The following is a 21,260-nucleotide window of genomic DNA, read 5'->3' as shown; positions in this document are numbered from 1 at the left end:
GGCGGGCGTGGCGGCGCCGGCGGGCGTGGCGGCGGCAGCCGCGGGCGCGGCACCGGCGGGCACCGGACCGGGTCCCGCGGGCACCGGCGCGGCCCCGGCCGGCAGCGGCCCGGCCGCCGGCAGCGGGCGGTCCTCGGTCACAGCCCCGCCAGCCGGGCCTCGCCCCGGGACGCCAGCTGGTCGCGCAGCCGCGCGGCCTCGGCCGTGGGCAGGCCGTCGATCGAGGCGTCGGTGCCGGGCGAGGCGGTGTGCAGCTGGACGGACGCGATGCCGAGCTTGCGGGCCAGCGGCCCGGCGGTCACGTCGACGTACTGCATGCGGCCGTACGGCACCACGACCATCGAGCGGAACAGGATGCCGCGGCGCAGCAGCAGGTCGTCGGCGCGCTCGGCGTAGCCCATCGCGCGCACCTGGCGCGGCACCAGCCACAGGACCCAGACGACGAGCGCGACGACGAGCGCGGCGGACGCCCACACCCAGACCGAGCCGGTGAGGGCGGCCACGACGACCAGCACGACCAGCGGGACGCCGAGCCACGCGAGCGCGACCACCAGGCGCGCCGAGGCCAGCCGCGGGGAGACCGGCGTCCAGTCGACCCCGGCGGGCTCGAACGGCTCGCTCTCCCGCACGGGGGCGGCCCCGGGCACGGGGGCACCCCCCGGCACCGGCGCGGCGTCGGGCTGCGGGTGGACGGCGGCACCCTCGGGCGTGCTCATGCGCACCATCCTCGCATCGCGGGGCGCCGCGGTGCCCGGGACCCCGCGCCCGGGGGTCAGCCCGCTGCGGCGTCCGGCGACGCGTCCCGCGGCGAGCCGGGCCGCTGCTCCGGGTCCTCGGGCGGCGGGATCCGGCACATCCACTCGACGACCAGCCCGGCGGCGGCCAGCACGAGGGCGCCGAGCACGGCGAGCCCCGCGGCCACCGCCCGCTCCCGCTGCGCCTCGATGCCGAGGTCGCCGAGCACGTCGAGGACCTGCGCGGCGTACCAGCCGGCCAGCAGCGCGCCGGTGTAGCAGGACGCCTTGGCCAGCACGGCGGTCCGGGCCGCCCGCATCGGGTCGAGCGCGGGGTGCTTGCCGCGCAGGTACTGCCGCACCGACCAGCCCATCGCCAGCACGACCGCCGCGATGAGCACGAGCACGCCGACCATGAGCCACGGCACCTGGGGCAGCACGACCCCCCGGCTGCCGAGGGCGCGGACGACGAGCCAGCCGACCGCCGCCGCCAGGACGGCGATCAGCACGAGGGTGCGGACGCGGGTGCGCTGCATCAGGGGTCCTGCCGCCCGGAGGGGGTGCCGCCCAGCGGGTCGGCCCACGCGACGGGCCCGCCGCCGAGGGGGTCGCCGCCGAGGGGGTCGCCGCCCGGCCGGTCGTCCGGGGCGCCGGACGGCTCCGCGCCGCCGTCGCCCGCGGCGCCCGGGTCGGGCTGCGCGGCCGGCACGGGCGCGGTCAGCCAGTCGAGCGCGAGCCAGCGCACCCCGTCGCGGTCCGGCGCCGTGGCGGCGAGCTGGGCGACGGGTCCGCCGCCCAGGCCGTGCAGCACGGCGTCCGGCTGCACCTGGGCCCAGGGCTGCAGCACGAACGCCCGCTCGTGGGCCCGGGGGTGCGGCAGCTCCAGGTCGTCGGTCACGGCCGAGACGTCGCCGTACACGATGATGTCGACGTCGAGGGTCCGCGGGCCCCAGTGCACGAGGCGCTCGCGCCCGTGCCGCCGCTCCACCTCGGAGGTGGCGCGCAGCAGGTCCCGGGGCGACAGCGTGGTGCGGGCGATCAGCACCGCGTTGAGGAAGTCGGGCTGCTCCGGGCCGCCGACGGGCGCGGTGCGCGCCAGGGCCGACACGTCGAGCACCTCCAGGCCCGGGACGGCGGCCAGGTCGGCGACGGCGTCGCGCAGCGTGTCCTGCGCCGCGCCCAGGTTCGAGCCGATGGCCAGCACGACCTCGACCGGGGCGTCCGGCGCGGTGTCCAGGGCGTCCTGCACCAGCTCGGCCTCGACCACCTCGTCGGCGTCCCAGGCGTCCGCGGAGTCGCTCGGCACGGGACCGGGGGGCGCCGGCGGCAGGTCGAGGTCGCCGGGCACGGCCACGGCGGCGAGCGGCAGGACGGCGGTGGCCCCGGGCACCACCGGGGCGCCGCGCTCGGCGGGCTCGACGGGCTCGACCGGGTCGGCGGGCCCGGCGGCGGGCAGCGCGGGCGCGCCGGCCTCCGGCAGCCACCGCGGCGCGTCGTCCGGCACCGGCTCCGCGGCGGGCAGCCACGTCCGGTCCCGGCGCACCTCGACCACCACGTCCCCGAACGGCACGGTGATCGGCGCCTGCGGCTTGTGCACGGCGACGTCGACGCACTGCACCTGCGGGTGCGCGAGCACGGTCGCGGCGATCCGCTCGGCGACCGTCTCGACGAGGTCCGCGGGCTCGCCCGCGAGCACCGTCACGACCTGCTCCGCGAGCACGCCGTAGTTGAGGGTGTGCCGCAGGTCGTCGGTCGCCGCGGCGCGCCGGGTGTCGAGGTGCGCGACCACGTCGGCGACGAACGTCTGCCCCTCGCGGCGCTCGTGCTCGAACACCCCGTGGTAGCCCGTCGCCGTGACGCCGGTCAGCCGGATCCGGTCCAGCCGGTGGCCGTCCCGCCCGGGCACGTCCGCCTCGTCGCTCATCCCTCGTCCTCCCCGGACGGCGCCGCCGCCCTCCACCGGGCCGCGACGCGCACCGCGTCCGCCGTACCCCGAACCTCGTGCACCCGCACGCACCACGCCCCGGACGCGGCGGCGAGCGCGGACACCGCCGCGGTCGCCGCGTCCCGCTGCTCTGGGGCGACCGGCACGCCGTCCTCGCCGGCCAGCAGGTGGCCGAGGAACCGCTTGCGGGACGCGCCGACCAGCACCGGGAACCCGTCAGCGACGAGCTCCGGCAGCCGCGCGAGCAGCGGCCAGTTCGCGGAGCCCGGCTTGGCGAACCCGAGCCCCGGGTCGAGCACGACCTGGTGGTCGGCGACCCCGGCCGCGCGCAGCTCGGCGACCCGGTCCGCGAGCTCGCGCCGGACGTCGGTCACGACGTCGTCGTACTCCGCCAGCGAGTCCATGACGTCGGCGTGCCCGCGCCAGTGCATCGCCACGTACACCACGCCGGTGCGGGCGACGACCTCGCGGATCTCCGGGTCGGCCAGGCCGCCGGACACGTCGTTGACCACCACGGCGCCCGCCGCGACGGCGGCCTCGGCCACCTCGGCCCGCGTGGTGTCCACGCTGACCGCCGCGCCGCGGGACGCGAGCTCGCGGACCACGGGCAGCACCCGGTCGAGCTCCTCGGCCACCGGCACCCGCGCGGCGCCCGGCCGGGTCGACTCGCCGCCGACGTCGAGCAGGTCCGCCCCGTCGGCCAGCAGCGCCAGCCCGTGGGCCACCGCGGCGTCGGGCGCGAACCACCGGCCGCCGTCCGAGAACGAGTCGGGCGTCACGTTCACCACCCCCATCACCAGGGTCCGGCCCGCACGACCGGCGGCGGTCGGCGCGGGCGGGAGCGGCGAGGGGGGACGCACGCCCGTCAGCCTAGGCGGTCGGCGGGGGCGCACGGGAACGGGTTCCCGGCCCCTCAGCGGCCGAGGACGAGGCTCATCGCCTCGGCCCGGGTGGCCGGGTCCCGCATCTGGCCGCGCACCGCGGACGTCACCGTCCGGGAGCCGGGCTTGCGCACGCCGCGCATCGACATGCACAGGTGCTCGCACTCGACGACCACCAGCACGCCGCGGGGCTCGAGGACCTCGACCATCGCGTCCGCGATCTCGCCCGTCATCCGCTCCTGCACCTGCGGCCGCCGCGCATACACGTCGACGAGCCGGGCGAGCTTGCTCAGGCCGGTGACCTTGCCGGACTGGCCCGGGATGTAGCCGATGTGCGCGACGCCGTGGAACGGCACGAGGTGGTGCTCGCAGGTCGAGTACACCTCGATGTCCTTGACCAGGACCATCTCCTCGTGCCCGATGTCGAACGTCGCGCTCAGGACGTCGTGCGGGTCCTGGCGCAGGCCGGCGAAGATCTCCTGGTACGCCCGGGCGACGCGGGCGGGGGTGTCCCGGAGCCCCTCGCGCTCGGGGTCCTCCCCCACCGCGAGCAGCAGCTCCCGGATCGCCGCCTCGGCGCGCGCGGCGTCGTAGGGCGGGACCTCGCGGCGCCGGCCGCGGCCGTCGGCCGCCACCGTCAGGCGTCCGGCGTCTGGCTCGGCGGCACCTCGACCGCGATCGCGGCGGGGTGCTCGTCCTTGGCCGCGGCCGCCTCGTCCTGCGGGACGACGGAGCCGTTCTGCTCCGCCTTCTCCTTCGGCGTCAGCACCGGCGGGCGGTCGGAGACCGAGCGCTGCTCGCTGGACAGCCACACCTCGCGCGGCGGGCGCTTGGTGATCGGCTCGAAGATCACCGCCAGCTCCTGCTGGTTGAGGGTCTCCTTCTCGAGGAGCTCGAGCACCAGGTGGTCCAGCACGTCGCGGTACTCGATCAGGATCTCCCACGCCTCGGTGTGCGCGGCGTCCATGAGCTTGCGGACCTCGACGTCGACCGTGCCGGCGACCGTCTCGGAATAGTCGCGCCCGTGGCCCATGTCGCGGCCCATGAACGGCTCGCTGCCGTCGGTGCCGAGCTTCACGGCGCCCACGCGCTCGCTCATGCCGTACTGCGTGACCATCTTGCGGGCCGTGGCGGTGGCCTTCTCGATGTCGTTGCTGGCGCCGGTCGTCGGGTCGTGGAAGACGAGCTCCTCGGCCACCCGGCCGCCCATGGCGTATGCGAGCTGGTCGAGCAGCTCGTTGCGGGTGGTGGAGTACTTGTCCTCGGTCGGCATGACCATCGTGTAGCCGAGTGCCCGGCCGCGGGGCAGGATCGTCACCTTGGTCACCGGGTCGGTGTACCGCAGCGCCGCCGCCACCAGGGCGTGGCCGCCCTCGTGGTACGCGGTGATCTTCTGCTCCTTGACCTTCATCACCCGGGTGCGCTTCTGCGGGCCGGCGATGACGCGGTCGATGGCCTCGTCCAGCGCGCGGTTGTCGATGATCTGCGCGTTCGACCGGGCGGTGAGCAGCGCGGCCTCGTTCAGCACGTTGGCCAGGTCGGCGCCGGTGAAGCCCGGCGTGCGGCGGGCGACGGCCTGGAGGTCGACGTCGGTCGCCATCGGCTTGCCCTGCGCGTGCACCTGGAGGATCCGCTCGCGGCCCTTGAGGTCCGGCGCCTCGACCGACACCTGCCGGTCGAACCGGCCCGGGCGCAGCAGCGCGGGGTCGAGGATGTCGGGGCGGTTGGTCGCCGCGATCAGGATGACGTTCGTCTTGACGTCGAAGCCGTCCATCTCGACCAGCATCTGGTTGAGGGTCTGCTCGCGCTCGTCGTGGCCGCCGCCCATGCCCGCGCCGCGGTGCCGGCCGACGGCGTCGATCTCGTCGATGAAGATGATCGCCGGGGCGTTCTGCTTGGCCTGGTCGAACAGGTCGCGCACGCGGCTCGCGCCGACGCCGACGAACATCTCCACGAAGTCCGAGCCGGAGATCGAGTAGAACGGCACGCCCGCCTCGCCCGCGACCGCGCGCGCCAGCAGGGTCTTGCCGGTCCCGGGCGGGCCGTACAGCAGCACGCCCTTCGGGATCTTCGCGCCGACCGCCTGGAACTTGTCCGAGTCGGAGAGGAACTCCTTGATCTCGTGCAGCTCCTCGACGGCCTCGTCCACGCCGGCCACGTCCGCGAACGTGACCTGCGGCGTCTCCTTCGTGACGAGCTTGGCCTTCGACTTGCCGAAGGACATCACCCGCGAGCCGCCGCCCTGCATCGACGACATCAGGAACCAGAACAGGCCCAGGATGATGACGAACGGCAGCACCAGCGTCAGCAGGCTGCCCCACCACGACTGCTGCGGGACGTCGGACGTGTACCCGCCGGACGGGTCGGCGTCCGCGATCGCCTCCACCACGGTCGGCCCCTGCGGCACGACGTAGTAGAACTGCACGTTCTTGCCGAGGTTGTCGCCGTCCTTGACGAAGTCCTCGGAGAGCGTGAGGTCGACCCGCTGCGAGCCCTCGGTCACCAGGGCCTGGTCGACCTTGCCGTCCTGGAGCAGCTCGAGGCCGTCGGAGGTGTCGATCCGCTGCACGCCGGAGGACATGAAGGCGCTGGCCGCGATCCACAGGATCACGACGGCCACGATGATCCACAGGACGGGTCCGCGGGTGAGGCGCTTGAGTGTCATGGGCAGACGGGGGCAGGCCCCCTCGTCCCTCCGGTCGCAGGGGTGGAGTCTTCAGAAGTTACACGCCGAACCTGGCCGCACGGCCCGTGTTCGCCCAGGGCGGGACGCGCCCCTGCGCGGTCGCCGCGGTCAGGACGAGTAGACGTGCGGCGCCAGGGTGCCGACGAACGGGAGGTTGCGGTACTTCTCGGCGTAGTCGAGGCCGTAGCCGACGACGAACTCGTTCGGGATGTCGAACCCGACGTAGCGCACGTCCACCTCGACCTTGGCGGCCTCCGGCTTGCGCAGCATCGTCGCGATCTCGACCGACGCCGGGCCGCGGCTGCGCAGGTTGGCGAGCAGCCACGACAGGGTCAGGCCGGAGTCGATGATGTCCTCGACGATCAGCACGTGCCGGCCGGTCAGGTCGGCGTCCAGGTCCTTGAGGATCCGCACGACGCCGGAGGACTTGGTGCCGGAGCCGTAGGACGACACCGCCATCCAGTCCATCGCGAGCGGGGTGCTGATCCGGCGGGCCAGGTCGGCCATCACCATGACGGCGCCCTTGAGCACGCCGACGAGCAGGATCTCCCGGCCGGCGTAGTCCTCGTCGACCTGGGCCGCGATCTCGTCCAGGCGCGTCCCGAGCTGCTCCTCGGTCAGGAGCACGCGCTCCAGGTCCGCCCCCATGTCCTCCACGTTCACCGCTGCGGGTCTCCCTCGTCGTCCGGCTCGACGGCCCGGCGCTGCGCCCGGACCCGCGCGCGCACGACGTCGTCCGGGTCGGTCGACGGGGCTGCTGCGCGCAGCGCAAGCCTGCCACACGCGCGGGACGCCGCCACGCGCCCGGGCAGGTGGACGGGGCCCTGGCCGCGCCAGTCCGTCACGAGGGCGGCGACCGCGGCGACGTGCCCGCGGGTCACCGCGCCGGCGGGCGCGCCCGCGCGGACGGCCGCCGCCCGCAGGGCGCGGTGCCGCAGGGCGGCGGGAGCCGCGGCGAGGACGGCGGCGTCGAGCAGGACCGCGGGGTCGCCGTCCGCGGGGTCGCCGTCCGCCCCGTCCCCCGCGGCGAGTGGATCCGTCGGCACCGACACGCCCGGGCGTGTCCGCTCGGAAGGATCCACCCGCCCGGCCGCCGCCTCCGCGCGGGCCAGCAGGTCCGCCGCCAGCGCGTCGAGGGCGTCGGCGTCCTCGCGGAGCAGCTCCGCCGAGCGCGCCAGCGCGGCGGCCACCCCCGGCCCGAGCTCGCGCTCCAGCACCGGGAGCACCCGCGCCCGCACCCGGGACCGGGCGGGCGCCCCGGCGTCCCCGTCGGCCGGCGCGTTCGTCGGGTCGTGCCACGGGTCGAGCCCCTCGGCGGCGCACGCGGCGAGGGTCTCGGCCCGGGACACCCCGAGCAGCGGCCGGCGCAGCAGCCCGCGCGCGGCCGGCATGCCGGCGAGCGACCGCGCGCCGGAGCCCCGGGCCAGGCCGAGCAGCACCCCCTCGGCCTGGTCGTCGCGGGTGTGGCCGAGCAGCACCGCCGCGGCACCGAGGCGGGCGGCCTCCGCGTCCAGCGCGGCGTACCGGGCGTCCCGGGCGGCCGCCTCCGGCCCGCCGCCGCCCGCGCCGGCCGTCGCGTCGACCGCGACCACCGCGACCGGGTCCAGGCCGAGCGCCCGGCAGGCGGCCGCGGCCCGGGCCGCCACCGCGGCGCTGCCGGGCTGCAGGCCGTGGTCGACGACGACCGCCCCGACCCGCCACCCGGGCCCGCCCCGCCGCGTCGCCGACGCCGCCGCGAACGCCGCCGCGGCGGCGAGCGCCAGCGAGTCCGGGCCCCCGGAGCACGCGACCAGGACCCGCGCGCCGGGGGGCAGGTCCGCGAGCGCGGCGACGACGGCGCCGCGCACGGCCGCCACCGCCGGGTCGAGGCGCGCCACGTCAGCCGTGCACCCGGCGCACCCAGGCGGCCGGGTCCGCGATCTCCGCGGCCGACGGCAGCGCGTCCGCCGCCGCCCACACCGCGTTCAGCCCGTCGGTGCCGACCCGGCGGCGCACCCCGCGCACGAACGCGGCGCCGTCCCGGTACTGGGCGAGCTTCACGTCCATCCCCAGCACGGCCCGCAGCGCCGTGCGCATGCCGCCTGTGCCGGGGGCGCCGTCCCGGCGGGCCTCGAACCGGCGGCGGATCCGGCGGACCGACGGCACGACCGCGCGGCCGACCGCGTCCATCGTCACGTCGGCGTGGCCCTCGAGCAGCGCCATGACCGCGCCGACCTCGTCGAGCACGACGCGCTGGCGGGGGTCGAGCAGGTCGAGCAGGGATCGCGGCCTGCCCGCGCGGGCGGCGTCGCCCCCGGCGCGGGCCGGGGTCCCGTCACCGGCGTCGCCGTCCGCGGAGCCCGCCCCAGCCGCCCCGTCCCCCCGGCCCGGGCGCGGCCACCGCGGCCGCGGCCCCTCCTCGTCGAGCAGCACCCGCAGCCGGTCGCTCAGGTGGTCCGCCAGCCAGGGCGCGGACGCGAACTGCTGCGCGTGCGTCTGCTCGTGCAGCGTCACCCAGAGCCGGAAGTCCGCGGGGTCGACCCCGAGCGCGCGCTCGACCGCCAGCACGTTGGGCGCGACGAGCAGCAGCGTCCCCCGGCCGCCCCAGGGGTCGTACTGGCCCAGCACCGCCCCCGAGAGCAGCCCGAGGACCGCGGCGACCTGCCCGGCGCCGGCCGCGCCGCGCAGCCCCCGGTCGGCGGGCACCCCGACCCGGGCGGTCAGGCCCTCGAGCGCCCGCACGTTGGCGCGCGCCCAGGACGCGCGGTCGACGACGCGGACGTCGTGCGCGGGGGCGGCCGGGTCGGCGGGCGCCATGCGGGTGATCCGCGCGACGTGCTCGGCCGCGACGGGCGCGGCGGCGCGCAGGTCGGCGACGACCGCGGCCCGCTCGGGGCGCGTGGCGGCGGGCCCGGACCGCACCGCGCGCGCGGCGAGCCGGGCGGCCAGGTCCCAGTCGACGGCCGGCTGCACCCGCCCACCGTAACCACGCGGCGGCGCGGGGTCGCCGCCGAGACGGCAGCTCTCGGCTGCGGCACCGGGCCTGCGCACAGCCGAGAGGTGACGTCTCGGCGAGGACGGGCGCGGGTCAGCCGCGGCAGCCGCAGCCCGCGAGCGCCGAGACGAACCCGTCGAGCGCCTGGCGCGGCTGGTACTGCCCGACCGCCCCGGTCTGGTCGGCCATCAGCACGAACAGCAGCAGCCGCCCGTCGGCGTCGAGCACGGAGCCGGCGAGCGAGGTGACGCTGGTGAGGCTGCCGGTCTTGGCGCGGACCAGCCCGGTCGCGTCGCCGGAGCGGAACCGGTCGGACAGCGTGCCGGTCAGGCCGCCGATCGGCATGCCGTTGCTCACCTCGCGCAGCTCGGGGTGCGTGGGGTCGACGACGAGCTCGAGCAGGCCCAGCAGCATCCGCGGCGGCAGCGCGGACCCGTCGGCGAGCCCCGAGGCGTCGGCCAGCGTGGCGCCCGCGGTGTCCACACCCAGGGTCTGGACGGTGCGCAGCACGGCCTGCGTCGCGCCCTCGAAGCTGCCCGGCAGGCCCAGGTCGAGCGCGACCATCCGGGCCACGACCTCGGTGATCGTGTTGTCCGAGGTGTCGAGGAAGTACTGCGCGACCTCCGGGACCGGCGCGGAGGACACGACGCCGAGGACGTCCCCGGTCGCGGGCGCGGACACCCGCGCGGGGGTGCCGGTCACGGTGATCCCCGCCTCGCCCAGCCGCGCGGCGAACTCCGTGGCGGCGTGCATCGCCGGGTCGGTGCGCCGCGGCGGGTACTCGCCGGCGGAGATCTTCGCGATGTCGACCGCGAGCGGCGCGACCGGTGCGACGAACCCCATGGCGAGGTCCGCCGGGTCCCAGCCGGGCGCCGTGGCGGGGCCGCTGAACAGCGTGTCGTCGAGGCCGAGCGTCACCGTGTCCCGGCCCGCCAGCCGCAGCTGCACCGCGACGAGCGCCGCGAGGTCGGCGAGGCCCGCGCGGCCGTTCACCGTGTCCGGGTCGCCCGCGCCGGCCGCCAGCATCATGTCGCCGCCGCCGACCAGCACGATCTGGTCGCCCGCGCCCTGGCGCACCGTGGTGTCGAACGTCCGGTCGGCCCCGAGCCGGGTGAGCGCCGCCACGCCGGTGACGAGCTTCGCCGTCGACGCCGGGGTCCGGGCCTCGTCGCCCGCGTGCGCGCCCAGCACCTCGCCGGTGAGGGCGTCGGCGACGAGCACGCCGACCGTCGGGCCCAGCCGGGCGTCGCCCGCGAGCCCCTGCACCAGCGCCTGCACCTGGTCCGGGTCCGGCGCCGCGGCGGCGGTGTCGAGGTCCGCCAGCACGGTCGCGCCCGCGCCGGTCGTCGTCGCGCCGGGGGCCTCGGGGAACGGCGCCGCCGGTGCCGGCTCGGGGGCGAGGGTCACGAACCCCGGCACCACGTCGTAGGCGTCCGCGGTGGTGTAGGCCCCGCCCGCGAGCACCACCACGAGCGCCGCCACGCCGATCGTCCTGCCCGCGCGCGCCACCGCACCTCCCGTTCGCGTCCCGTTCTCCCGGCCCGGGCCACCGCCGAGCCGTCCGTGCGTCACACTAGGGGCTTGAAGGCGACGCGCCACCACCTGGCACGCCGCCGTGATCAGCTGCCCGCCGCGGCGCCAGGGTCGCCGGCGGCGGAGACGAAGGAGCAGGTGTGGAGTTCGACGTCACGATCGAGATCCCCAAGGGCCAGCGGAACAAGTACGAGGTCGACCATGCGACCGGACGTATCCGGCTGGACCGCATGCTGTTCACCTCGACGCGCTACCCGGACGACTACGGGTTCATCGACGGCACCCTCGGCGAGGACGGCGACCCGCTGGACGCCCTGGTGCTCCTCGAGGAGCCGACGTTCCCCGGCTGCCTGATCCGCTGCCGCGCGCTCGGCATGTTCCGCATGCGCGACGAGGCCGGCGGCGACGACAAGGTGCTCTGCGTGCCGACGGGCGACCAGCGCGCCGCGTGGCGCCAGGACATCGACGACGTGTCGGACTTCCACCGCCTGGAGATCCAGCACTTCTTCGAGGTCTACAAGGACCTGGAGCCCGGCAAGTCGGTCGAGGGCGCCCACTGGGTCGGCCGCGCCGAGGCCGAGGCCGAGATCGAGCGCTCCCGCCAGCGCGCGATCGACGCGGGGTACGACCAGCACTGAGCCGCACCGCCACCCCCGCGCGGGGCGGCGACCCGGACGACGGAGGGCCCCGGAGCGCAGCGCGCGCTCCGGGGCCCTCGGTCGTGGTGCAAGGTCGGAGGGTCAGCCCACCCGGCCCGCGTAGGCCATCGAGTTCGTGTACCGCATGGGCGAGATCTTGACCGGGACGCCCTCGCGCGGCGCCTCGAGGATCTGGCCGCCGCCGATGTAGAGGGCCACGTGGTAGACGCTGCTCGCGTCGTTCTTGTTCGTGCCCCAGAACACCAGGTCGCCCGGCTGCAGGTCGCTGTACGCGATCTTGGTCACCTGGCGGTACTGGTCGCGGGACGTGCGGTTGAGGCTGACGCCGGCCGCCCGCCACGCGCCCTGGGTGAGGCCGGAGCAGTCGTACCCGTTGGGGCCGGTGCCACCCCAGACGTACGGCAGGCCGAGCTTGGTCCGGGCCCACGCGATCGCGGTCTGCGCCTTGCTCGCGGACACCGGCGGCGGGGTCGTGACCGGAGGGGTCGTGACCGGGGGCGTGGTGACCGGCGGGGTCGTCGCGGGCGGCGGGGTGCTCGGCGTCGACGGCGTGCTCGGGTTCGACGGGGTGCTCGGCGTCGACGGGGTCGAGGGCGTCGACGGTGCGGCCGAGCCGCCGCCGGCTGCCGGGGTGCTGCCGCCGCCCGCGGCGGGCGTGCTCGCGGCGGGCGTCGTCGTGCGCTCGGCCTGCGCGGCGGCCTCGGCGCGCTGCTGCCGCTCGGCGTCGATCTGGTCCTGACGGGCCTGCTCGACGTCGGCGCTGGTGTTCCGCGCGACCGCGAGCTGCTGGATCAGGCCGGCGCGCTCGGTCTGCGCGGCCGCGACCGCCGCGTCGGCGTCCGCCTGGGTCTGCTGGGCCGCGTCCAGGGCGTCCTGCGCCTCGGCGGCGGCCGACTCCTGCGCGGCGGCGGCCTGGTCGGCCTTGGCCTTGAGCGTGGTGGCGACCTGCTCGGCCGCGAGGTATCCCTGCACCGCCTGGTCCGACTTGGAGCTGACGTGCGACAGCGCCTCGCTGCGGGCGACGACGTCCTCGAACCCGTCGGCGGACAGCAGCGCCTGCACCGTGTCCATCGAGCCGCCCGAGCGGGCGGCCTCGCGGGCGATCGCGACCAGCGTCGCCCGGGCCTCCGCGAACTGCTCCTGCGCCTGGTCGTACTGGTCGGACGCCTGCGCGGCCTGCTGCTGCGCGGAGGCGAGGTCCGCCTCGGCCTGCGCGTACGCCTCGCCGGCCTGCTGGACCGCGACCTGGCTGGTCTCCGCCTGCGTGCTGAGCTCGGCCAGCCGGACCTCGATGCCCGCGACGGCCGAGGACGCGGAGGTCACGGCCCGCCGCGCGTCCCGCACGTCCTGGTCGCTCACGTCGGGGTCGGCGAGCGCCACCCCGCCCGCGGGCAGCAGCAGCACCGCCGCCGTGATCGCCGCGGCTGCGCCGCGCGCCGCGCGTGCTCGTCTCGTCCGCACCTGCTCGCCTCTCGTAGCTGTCCGCCACCCCCCGCGCACCGCGTGCGCGACCGGGGCCGGCGGAGTCCCGCGCCCCGCTCAGGGACGCTACCGGGGAAAATCACAGAAGTGAACACGAGTCACACCGTTCACACGAGTCACATCGGCGTGGTTCGGGACGAACCGGACACCCGAGGGGACGAATCACCCGCCCGGGCGACGCCCAGCCCCCGCGACGTGCCGTTCCGCACCTCCGCCCGGCTCCACCGTGGACAGCGCGTCTCACATCGCGGGACGGCTGTTCCACGCCCGGGCGCCCGCTCCGTACTGTGGGCCGCATGTCCCGCCGAATGTGTCGCTGACCAGCGCACGCTCGGCTGTGCCCGCAGGCCCTCGACGGCCGCGGCCCCAGGCGCCCCGCTGACGGCGACCGTCCGTCGCCCGGGGGCGCCGCACACCGGCACCGGCCGCCCGGGACCCCTCCTGGCACGACGCGCGTGCGCACCGCCCACCACCCCGCACCGCCCGCCCCCACGCACCGCCAGGAGAGACCGATGACCCAGTCGCAGTGGTCCTTCGAGACCCGCCAGATCCACGCCGGCCAGACGCCCGACAGCGCCACCGGCGCCCGCGCCCTGCCGATCTACCAGACGACGTCCTACGTGTTCCCCGACGCCGGCGTCGCCGCCGACCGGTTCGCGCTCAAGGACCTCGGCCCGATCTACACCCGGATCGGCAACCCCACCGTCCAGGCCGTCGAGGACCGGATCGCCTCGCTCGAGGGCGGCGTCGGCGCGCTGCTGCTCGCGTCCGGCCAGGCCGCCGAGACGTACGCGATCCTCAACATCGCCGAGGCCGGCAGCCACGTCGTCGCCAGCCCCAGCCTGTACGGCGGCACGTACAACCTGCTGCACCACACGCTCCCCCGGTTCGGCATCGAGACGACGTTCGTCACCGACCCGCACGACCCGCAGGCGTGGCGCGACGCGGTCCGCCCGAACACCAAGGCGTTCTTCGCGGAGACGGTGCCGAACCCGAAGCAGGACGTCCTCGACATCGAGACCGTGGCCGGTGTCGCCCACGAGTCCGGCGTCCCGCTGATCGTCGACAACACGGTCCCGACGCCGTACCTGATCCGGCCGCTGGAGTGGGGCGCGGACGTCGTCGTGCACTCGGCGACCAAGTACCTCGGCGGCCACGGCGCGGCCATCGGCGGCGTCATCGTCGACGGCGGCACGTTCGACTACGGCGCCGACCCCGAGCGGTACCCGTCGTTCAACCAGCCCGACCCGTCCTACGACGGCCTGGTGTTCGCGCGGGACCTCGGGAAGGACGGGGCCTTCGGGGTCAACCTGTCCTACGTGCTGCGCGCGCGGGTGCAGCTGCTCCGCGACCTCGGCGCCGCGATCAGCCCGTTCAACGCGTTCCTCATCGCCCAGGGCCTCGAGACCCTGTCGCTGCGGGTCGAGCGGCACGTCGCCAACGCCCAGAAGGTCGCCGAGTGGCTGGAGGCCCGGGACGACGTCCTGTCGGTGACCTACGCCGGACTGCCGTCGCACCCGCAGTACGAGCTCGGCCGCAAGTACGGCCCGAACGGCACCGGCGCGGTCCTCGCGTTCGAGGTCGAGGGCGGGGCCGCCGCCGGCCAGGCGTTCGTCTCGGCGCTGGAGCTGCACTCCAACGTCGCGAACATCGGCGACGTCCGCTCGCTGGTCATCCACCCGGCGTCCACCACCCACAGCCAGCTGACCCCCGAGGAGCAGGCGCTGTCCGGCGTCACGCCCGGGCTGGTCCGGCTCTCCGTGGGCCTGGAGGGCATCGAGGACATCCTCGCCGACCTCGACGCCGGCTTCCGCGCGGCCAAGGGGGCCTGACCGACCCCGTGCCCACCACCCGATCCACCCCGACGGGCGCCGCGACCCCCGCGGCGCCCGTCGGCGCACCCACGTCAGGACGCCCCGTGCCCCACCGCAGCACCCGCACCACCCCCGCCGGTCCGGGCGGCCCCACGGGCGATCACAGCGGCCGGCCCGCCCCGAGCACCCCGCCCCGGGCGTCGTCCGCCTGGCGCGAGGGCGACCCGGTGGGCCGGCGCCGGTTCGTCGACGTCGGCGCCCTCGACCTGGAGGCCGGCGGCCGGCTGCCCGGCGTGCGGATGGCCTACGAGACCTGGGGCACGCCCGCGCCCGACGGCTCGAACGCCGTGCTCGTGCTGCACGCGCTCACCGGCGACTCGCACGTCACCGGTGACGCCGGACCCGGCCACCCGACGCCCGGCTGGTGGTCGACGCTCGTCGGCCCGGGGGCGCCGATCGACACCGACCGCTGGTTCGTCGTGGCGCCGAACGTGCTCGGCGGCTGCCAGGGCAGCACCGGCCCCGCGAGCACGGCGCCCGACGGCCGGCCGTGGGGCAGCCGGTTCCCGCAGCTGACCGTCCGCGACCAGGTCGCCGCCGAGCTGCGGCTCGCCGACGCGCTGGGCATCGGGTCCTGGGCGTTCGTCGTCGGCGCGTCGATGGGCGGGCAGCGCGCGCTGGAGTGGGCGGTCACCGCGCCGGACCGGGTCCGCCGGCTCGCCGCGATCGCCACCTCCGCGCAGACCTCCGGCGACCAGATCGCCTCGTTCCACACCCAGCTCACCGCGCTGACGGCCGACCCGCGGTTCCGCGGCGGCGACTACTACGACGCCCCCGACGGCGAGGGCCCGCACGTCGGGCTCGGGCTGGCGCGGCAGATCGCGCACCAGACGTACCGCAGCGCCGCCGAGCTCGACGCCCGGTTCGGCCGCATCCCGCAGGGTGGCGAGGAGCCGCTCGACGGCGGCCGGTTCGCGGTGCAGTCCTACCTCGACCACCACGGGGACAAGCTCGCGCGCCGGTTCGACGCCAACACCTACGCCGTGCTGACCCGGTCGATGATCACGCACGACCTGGGCCGGGACCGCGGCGGCGTCGAGGCCGCGCTCGCCACGGTCACCGCGGACACGCTGGTGGTCGCCGTCGACTCGGACCGGCTGTTCCTGCCCGAGCAGTCCGCGCGGATCGCCACGGGGGTGCCGGGGGCGCGTCCGCTGCGCACGCTGCGCACGCCGTACGGGCACGACGGGTTCCTCATCGAGCACGAGCAGCTCGGGCCGCTGGTCCGGGAGCACCTGGAGGGCTGAGGCCCCGGCCGGCGCCCGCCGCCGCACGGGACCCCGGCCGCGTCTGGCACGCTGACCCCATGCAGACCGGGATCGGGGACGTGACCGCGCGCACCGAGGTGCTGCGCCGGCAGTGGGACGCGCTGCGCGACTGGGTCGGCGACGTGCTGGACGCCGACACGGCGCGCGCCGCCAGCGTGCTGGACGGCTGGAGCGTCGCCGAGCTGGTCGCGCACCTCGGCCGCGCGATGGATGCGCTCGCGGTCTGCGAGCCCGCGCCGGCCGGCACCGTCCCGCTCAGCCTCGCCGAGTACCTGGGCTCCTACGCGGGCCGGGCCGCCGACATCGACCGGGTCACCAAGGAGCTCGCCGCCGAGATCGCCGACGACCCGCTGCGCCACGTGGACGCCCTGGTCGCCCGGGCGCTGCGCCGGGCCGACGAGCTCGGGCCGCAGGACCGCGTGGTGCAGGCCCGGCGTGGCCCCGTGCTGCTGTCCACGATGCTGGCGTCCCGCATCACCGAGCTCGTGGTGCACGCCGACGACCTCCAGCGGTCCCTGGCGCGCGCCCGCGGCGCCGCTCCGGGGTCCCGCGCGGAGCTCGGCACCGGCGTCGGCCCGCTGCCCGGCGTCCCGGGCGGGCTCGGGCCGGAGGGCGGGCTCGGCGACGGGGTCACCTCGGCGGGGCCGGTCGACGGCGACGCGCTCGACCTCGTGGCGACCGAGCTGCTGCGCATCGTGCAGGCGCGTGGCGGCTGGGACCTCGACGTGGTGCAGCCGCTGACCTGGGTCCGGCTGGCCGCCGGCCGGGTGCCGTACGACGTCGACGTCCTGGCGGCGGCCCTCGCGCCGCGCTTCACTTCGGACTCGGTCCCGGACCTGGGCCGCATGCTGCCCCTCCTCTGACGGGGCCCCTCCTTCGCGGGGCGTCGGGGAGGGCGGGGTGTCGGGCGAGGTCCCGGGGCGCGCCGGGGCGGGCGGGCTAGGGTCGGGAGCATGCTCGCCGCGATGGTCACCCGGTTCTCGCCCGACGACCCCCTGGCGGGGCTGACCGTCGGGGAGCACCCCGAGCCCGAGGCCCGCGAGCACTGGACCACCGTCGACGTCCGCGCGGCGGCCCTCAACCAGCACGACCTCTGGTCGCTCCGCGGCGTCGGCCTCAGGGCCGAGCAGCTGCCGATGGTGCTGGGCACCGACGGCGCCGGCGTGACCCCCGACGGGCGCGAGGTCGTGCTGCACGCCGTGGTCGGCGGCGCGTCGGGGCACGGCGTCGGCCCCGCGGAGCCGCGGTCGCTGCTGTCCGAGCGGTACCCCGGCACGATCGCCGAGCGGGTCGCGGTCCCCACCTGGAACCTCGTCGCGAAGCCGGCCGAGCTGTCGTTCGTCGAGGCGGCCTGCGTCCCGACGGCGTGGCTCACCGCCTACCGGATGCTGTTCGTGACCGGCCGCGCGCAGCCGGGCCAGCGGGTGCTGGTGCAGGGCGCGGGCGGCGGCGTCGCGACGGCGGCGGTCCGGCTCGCCGCCGCGGCCGGGCTCGAGGTGTGGGTGACCAGCAGGGACGAGCGGCGGCGCGCGCGGGCGGTGGAGCTCGGGGCGGCCGGCGCCGTCGCGTCCGGCGAGCGGCTGCCCGTCCGGGTCGACCTGGTGGTCGAGACGGTCGGCGCCGCGACGTGGTCGCACTCGGTGCGCTCGGTGCGGCCGGGCGGCACGATCGTCGTCGCCGGCGCCACCACCGGCGACCCGGCCGCGATGGAGATCCAGCGGGTGTTCTTCCTGGAGATCGCGGTGCTGGGCGCCACGATGGGCACGAAGCAGGACCTGGAGCAGCTGCTCGCGTTCCTGGCCCGCACCGGGGTGCGGCCGGTCGTCGACTCCACCGTCCCGCTGGCCCGGGTCGGCGAGGGCCTGGCACGCTTGGCGCGCGGCGACCAGTTCGGCAAGGTCGTCGCCGAGGTCTGACGGGGCGACGGGTCGGGAGGGGGCGCGATGGCCGGCCGGTGGCGCGAGGACGTCCTGGGCGAGGACTACCGCGTCCGGACGATCGACCTGGCGCCCGACGAGGAGGGCGAGGTCGTCGCCAGCCTGGTCCGGTACGCCCCGCCGACGCCGGAGCCGCTGCGGCCGTCCCGCGCGGTGCTCTACCTGCACGGCTGGTCCGACTACTTCTTCCAGACCGGACTCGCCGAGTTCTGGCACGCGCAGGGCGCCGCGTTCTACGCACTCGACCTGCGCAAGTACGGTCGCAGCCTGCGCCCGCACCAGACGCCCGGCTACGTCGACGACCTGCGCACCTACGACGAGGAGATCGAGGCCGCGCTGGACCAGGTGCACCGCGACCTCGGCCGGTTCGCGCGGGTGATGATCATGGGCCACTCCACGGGCGGCCTGATCGCCGCGCTGTGGGCGAACCGGCACCCGGGCCGGCTCCACGGCCTGGTGCTCAACTCCCCCTGGCTGGAGCTGCAGGGCGCGGCGGTGGTCCGGCACGTGAGCGCGCCCGCGATCGCCCGGCTGGCGCGGCTGCAGCCCAAGGCGCCGCTGCCGAACATCGACCCGGGCTTCTACGGGCGGACCCTGCGGGCCGCGGACGGCGGCGAGTGGACCTACGAGGACGCCTGGCGGCCGGTGCCCGCGTTCCCCGTCCGGGCGGGCTGGCTCGCCGCCATCATCGCCGGGCACGCGGAGGTGGCCCGGGGGCTGCACATCCGGGTGCCGGTGCTCATGCTCGCGTCCGACCGCACCGTGATCAGCCCGCGGTGGAGCGAGGACATGCGCGCCGCGGACGTGGTGCTCGACGTCGAGCTGCTGGCCCGGCGCGCGGTGCAGCTCGGGCCGGTGGTGTCGGTGGTGCGGATCGCGGGCGGCCTGCACGACCTCACGCTGTCGCCCGCGCCGGTCCGGGCGCGGCTGTACGCGGAGATCGGCCGGTGGACGGCGGCGTACGGCTGGTCGTGACCGCCCGCCCGGGCCGGCTCAGGCGCCGACGGCCTCGCCGAGCGTCGGGCCGTCCTCGCCGAACCGCCACACCCGCCAGCCGTCGGCCGGCCGCTCCAGGTCGGCGGCGGCGGTCGCGGCGCTGCTCGGGTCGGCGTGCACCGTGCCGTCCTCGAGCTCGATGAGCCCGTCGACCCGCAGCGTCGCGACCAGGCGCTGGTTGCGGCGCACGCGGTGCCACACGAGCTCCAGGTCCCGGCGCTCCGCGGCGGCGAGGGCCTCCAGCTCCGGCAGCGGCTCCGCGGCCACGGCGGTCGCGTCGCCGTCGCGCGGCGCCGGGACGCCGTCGACGACGGGCGGGATGAGCGTGGTCTCGTCGGTGCGCGGGGCGGGGCGGGGCTCCGGCTCGGGCGCGGCGTGCCGGTGGTGCTCGGCGCCCTCGGGCGCGGCGGCTCCGGCGGCGTCGGCGGCGTCGGCGGCGTCGGTCCGGACCACCGGCGTCGGGTCGGTGGGCGCCGTCCCGCGGTGCCCGCCGGAGGTCGCCGTGCGGGCCGCGGCCACCGGGACGGCGCCCGTGCGCGGCCCCGGCTCGACCGCGCGGCGCTGCCCGCCGGTGGTGCGCAGCGGGGACACGTCGACGTAGCGGCGACCGCCCGGGCCCTGGGTCACGCCCAGCCGCAGCACCTCGACTCCGCCGCCCGCGGTCACGTGGTCGACGGCCTCCAGCACGTCCTCCGCGACGTCCGCGCACACGACGACCAGCCGGGCACCCGGGGGCACCGGGCCCTGCGACCGCAGCACCGGGGCGCGGTCGCGGAACACGGCGAGCTCGGCCTCGAACGCCTCCGGGCCGCCGCGGTACATCCGCGCGAGGTCCGCACGGCTCAGCCGGGCGGCGCCGCCCGCGTGCCGCAGCGCGCGCACCAGGGCCGCCTCGTCCAGCAGCTGCACGACCTCCACGACGACGGGACGCGAGGCCGCGTCGAGCGCCAGCAGGTGCGGGCCCCCGCGGGCGCCCTCGTGCACCGTGAGCACCTGCTCGCCCAGCAGGTCCGACACGTGCTCCGTCACCAGCGCGGCCGAGTCGGCCTCGAACGCGTCGGCCCGGGGCCGCATCGGCTGGACGAGGGTCCCCTGGCCGCCGTCGAGCTCGAAGATCGCCATCAGTCCGCTGCATCCTTCCCGCGGCCCTCGACCGGACCGTCCCACCGCGCCGCACGCGCCGCCGCCGGGCGCCCGGCACCGCCGGGCGCTCCACCCCGCGGAAGTCTTCCACCGCCGGGACCGCACCGGGTCCCGGCCCGCCCATCTGCACGAGATGTCCACGCGGACGCGCCCGGCCGGGGCCGGGCCGGTGCCGTCACGCGGACAGGTGCTCCTCCAACCGCTCGACCTTGCCCGTCAGCTCACCGGTGCGCCCCGGGCGGATGTCCGCCTTGAGCACCAGGCTCACGCGCCCCGCGTGCCGGCCGACGGCCTCGGACGCCCGCCTCACGACGTCCATGCACTCGTCCCACTCGCCCTCGATCGTCGTGAACATCGCGTCCGTGCGGTGCGGCAGGCCGGACTCCCGGACCACGCGCACCGCGTCGGCGACGGCCTCGGTCACGGACTCACCCGCACCGAGCGGGGACACGGAGAACGCCACGAGCATGCCCCCCACCCTGGTGCACGGTGCCGGGGTCCGTCCAGCCCCCGGACGGGTGCGGGGCGCGCGCGGACGGGTGCGCGGCGCTTCACCCGCAGGTCGGACCCATCCGGCCCCGCCCCCGGCTCCGAACCCCCACCAGCGCACGCCCCGTGCGCCACGTCAGCGGGGAACGTCACCCCGGGAGGAGAGATCACCATGGGCCAGTCTGCCAACCGCCTCGTCGGCGGGATCTTCGGCGCCGTCTACCTGCTCGTCGGGATCGCCGGGTTCTTCGTCAGCTCCGGCGCGGACTTCGCGGGCACCGAGGGCGGGACGCTGATCTTCTTCGAGGTCAACCCGCTGCACAACATCGTGCACCTCGCGATCGGCGCCGCCCTGCTGGGCGCCGCGCTGAGCTCGGTGCGCGCCGCGCGCGGTGCGAACACCACCGTCGGCGCCGTCTACCTCCTGGTCGGCCTGCTCGGGCTGTTCCTGGTCGGCTCGTCGGCGAACATCCTCGCCCTGAACGGCGCGGACAACGTGCTGCACTTCGCCAGCGCGATCCTGCTGCTCGGCGTCGGCCTCGGCGCCGACCGCGCCGCCACCGCCCCGACCGCGGCGCGCCGGGCGTGAGCGGGTCGCTCGCCGGCCGCGTCCCCGGGCCTGTCTCTTCTCCACATCTGACGCTGCCGACGAAGGCCGT

General features: G+C 76.8%; 20 protein-coding genes. 7 read left to right on the top strand and 13 right to left on the bottom strand.

Annotated features, from left to right (window positions below; translation table 11 throughout):
• Positions 1-137 precede the first annotated feature (137 nt).
• The 10 genes from AC3WUG_RS17105 to dacB form a co-directional block, all read right to left on the bottom strand.
• Complete coding sequence (locus tag AC3WUG_RS17105; protein WP_492328759.1) at positions 138-716, bottom strand: PH domain-containing protein; 579 nt, start codon at positions 714-716, stop codon at positions 138-140.
• A gap of 56 nt (positions 717-772) precedes the next feature.
• Positions 773-1,270, bottom strand: coding sequence for a DUF3180 domain-containing protein (locus tag AC3WUG_RS17100; protein ID WP_492328758.1), 498 nt, complete (start codon positions 1,268-1,270; stop codon positions 773-775).
• Complete coding sequence (folK, locus tag AC3WUG_RS17095) at positions 1,270-2,658, bottom strand: 2-amino-4-hydroxy-6-hydroxymethyldihydropteridine diphosphokinase (protein ID WP_492328757.1); 1,389 nt, start codon at positions 2,656-2,658, stop codon at positions 1,270-1,272. The genes AC3WUG_RS17100 and folK overlap by 1 nt, the downstream gene beginning before the upstream one ends.
• A complete protein-coding gene (gene folP / locus AC3WUG_RS17090; RefSeq protein ID WP_492328756.1) occupies positions 2,655-3,539 on the bottom strand; it encodes a dihydropteroate synthase in 885 nt (294 codons plus the stop codon). The genes folK and folP overlap by 4 nt, the downstream gene beginning before the upstream one ends.
• 53 nt (positions 3,540-3,592) lie before the next feature.
• Complete coding sequence (gene folE, locus AC3WUG_RS17085) at positions 3,593-4,195, bottom strand: GTP cyclohydrolase I FolE (protein WP_210417265.1); 603 nt, start codon at positions 4,193-4,195, stop codon at positions 3,593-3,595.
• 2 nt (positions 4,196-4,197) lie between these two features.
• Positions 4,198-6,225, bottom strand: a complete 2,028-nt coding sequence (gene ftsH, locus AC3WUG_RS17080; protein WP_492328755.1) for an ATP-dependent zinc metalloprotease FtsH — start codon at positions 6,223-6,225, stop codon at positions 4,198-4,200.
• A gap of 129 nt (positions 6,226-6,354) precedes the next feature.
• Complete coding sequence (hpt, locus tag AC3WUG_RS17075) at positions 6,355-6,894, bottom strand: hypoxanthine phosphoribosyltransferase (protein WP_492328760.1); 540 nt, start codon at positions 6,892-6,894, stop codon at positions 6,355-6,357.
• Positions 6,895-6,905: 11 nt separating this feature from the next.
• Positions 6,906-8,123 carry a tRNA lysidine(34) synthetase TilS gene (gene tilS, locus AC3WUG_RS17070; protein WP_492328754.1) on the bottom strand — a complete coding sequence of 406 codons (1,218 nt, stop codon included), beginning with the start codon at positions 8,121-8,123 and terminating at the stop codon, positions 6,906-6,908.
• 1 nt (position 8,124) lies between these two features.
• Positions 8,125-9,198, bottom strand: a complete 1,074-nt coding sequence (locus AC3WUG_RS17065) for a zinc-dependent metalloprotease (protein WP_492328753.1) — start codon at positions 9,196-9,198, stop codon at positions 8,125-8,127.
• Between the two features lie 115 nt (positions 9,199-9,313).
• Positions 9,314-10,702 carry a D-alanyl-D-alanine carboxypeptidase/D-alanyl-D-alanine endopeptidase gene (gene dacB / locus AC3WUG_RS17060; RefSeq protein WP_492328752.1) on the bottom strand — a complete coding sequence of 463 codons (1,389 nt, stop codon included), beginning with the start codon at positions 10,700-10,702 and terminating at the stop codon, positions 9,314-9,316.
• A gap of 191 nt (positions 10,703-10,893) precedes the next feature.
• On the opposite strand from dacB, the gene AC3WUG_RS17055 reads away from it, so the two are divergent.
• Positions 10,894-11,391, top strand: coding sequence for an inorganic diphosphatase (locus tag AC3WUG_RS17055; RefSeq protein WP_146835884.1), 498 nt, complete (start codon positions 10,894-10,896; stop codon positions 11,389-11,391).
• A gap of 102 nt (positions 11,392-11,493) precedes the next feature.
• Here AC3WUG_RS17055 and AC3WUG_RS17050 read toward each other — a convergent pair whose 3' ends face one another.
• Positions 11,494-12,873, bottom strand: a complete 1,380-nt coding sequence (locus tag AC3WUG_RS17050) for a C40 family peptidase (protein WP_492328751.1) — start codon at positions 12,871-12,873, stop codon at positions 11,494-11,496.
• Between the two features lie 533 nt (positions 12,874-13,406).
• Here AC3WUG_RS17050 and AC3WUG_RS17045 point away from each other — a divergent pair.
• The 5 genes from AC3WUG_RS17045 (at position 13,407) to AC3WUG_RS17025 (ending at position 18,948) form a co-directional block, all read left to right on the top strand.
• A complete protein-coding gene (locus tag AC3WUG_RS17045; RefSeq protein WP_492328750.1) occupies positions 13,407-14,726 on the top strand; it encodes a bifunctional o-acetylhomoserine/o-acetylserine sulfhydrylase in 1,320 nt (439 codons plus the stop codon).
• 86 nt (positions 14,727-14,812) lie between these two features.
• Positions 14,813-16,015 (top strand): homoserine O-acetyltransferase MetX, encoded by a 1,203-nt coding sequence (gene metX, locus AC3WUG_RS17040; protein WP_492328749.1) that lies wholly within the window; start codon positions 14,813-14,815, stop codon positions 16,013-16,015.
• 59 nt (positions 16,016-16,074) lie between these two features.
• Positions 16,075-16,899, top strand: a complete 825-nt coding sequence (locus tag AC3WUG_RS17035) for a maleylpyruvate isomerase N-terminal domain-containing protein (protein WP_492328748.1) — start codon at positions 16,075-16,077, stop codon at positions 16,897-16,899.
• 90 nt (positions 16,900-16,989) lie between these two features.
• The gene (locus AC3WUG_RS17030; protein WP_492328747.1) at positions 16,990-17,952 is read left to right on the top strand and encodes a zinc-binding dehydrogenase; all 963 of its coding nucleotides are present in this window, start codon (positions 16,990-16,992) and stop codon (positions 17,950-17,952) included.
• 27 nt (positions 17,953-17,979) lie between these two features.
• A complete protein-coding gene (locus tag AC3WUG_RS17025; protein WP_492328746.1) occupies positions 17,980-18,948 on the top strand; it encodes an alpha/beta hydrolase in 969 nt (322 codons plus the stop codon).
• Between the two features lie 18 nt (positions 18,949-18,966).
• Here the strand turns inward: AC3WUG_RS17025 and AC3WUG_RS17020 are convergent, their stop codons facing one another.
• Together AC3WUG_RS17020 and AC3WUG_RS17015 are read right to left on the bottom strand one after the other, a co-directional pair.
• Positions 18,967-20,091 (bottom strand): restriction system modified-DNA reader domain-containing protein, encoded by a 1,125-nt coding sequence (locus AC3WUG_RS17020; RefSeq protein WP_492328745.1) that lies wholly within the window; start codon positions 20,089-20,091, stop codon positions 18,967-18,969.
• 196 nt (positions 20,092-20,287) lie between these two features.
• Positions 20,288-20,581: an MTH1187 family thiamine-binding protein gene (locus AC3WUG_RS17015; protein ID WP_147795438.1), complete on the bottom strand. Its 294-nt coding sequence runs from the start codon at positions 20,579-20,581 to the stop codon at positions 20,288-20,290.
• A gap of 192 nt (positions 20,582-20,773) precedes the next feature.
• Between AC3WUG_RS17015 and AC3WUG_RS17010 the strand changes: the two genes are divergently transcribed.
• Complete coding sequence (locus AC3WUG_RS17010; RefSeq protein ID WP_492328744.1) at positions 20,774-21,190, top strand: DUF4383 domain-containing protein; 417 nt, start codon at positions 20,774-20,776, stop codon at positions 21,188-21,190.
• The last annotated feature ends 70 nt before the right edge of the window (positions 21,191-21,260 follow it).

It is taken from the genome of Cellulomonas sp. EB106-03-03-XG116 (assembly GCF_058792015.1).
This window is presented reverse-complemented; position numbering and strand designations above follow the sequence as displayed.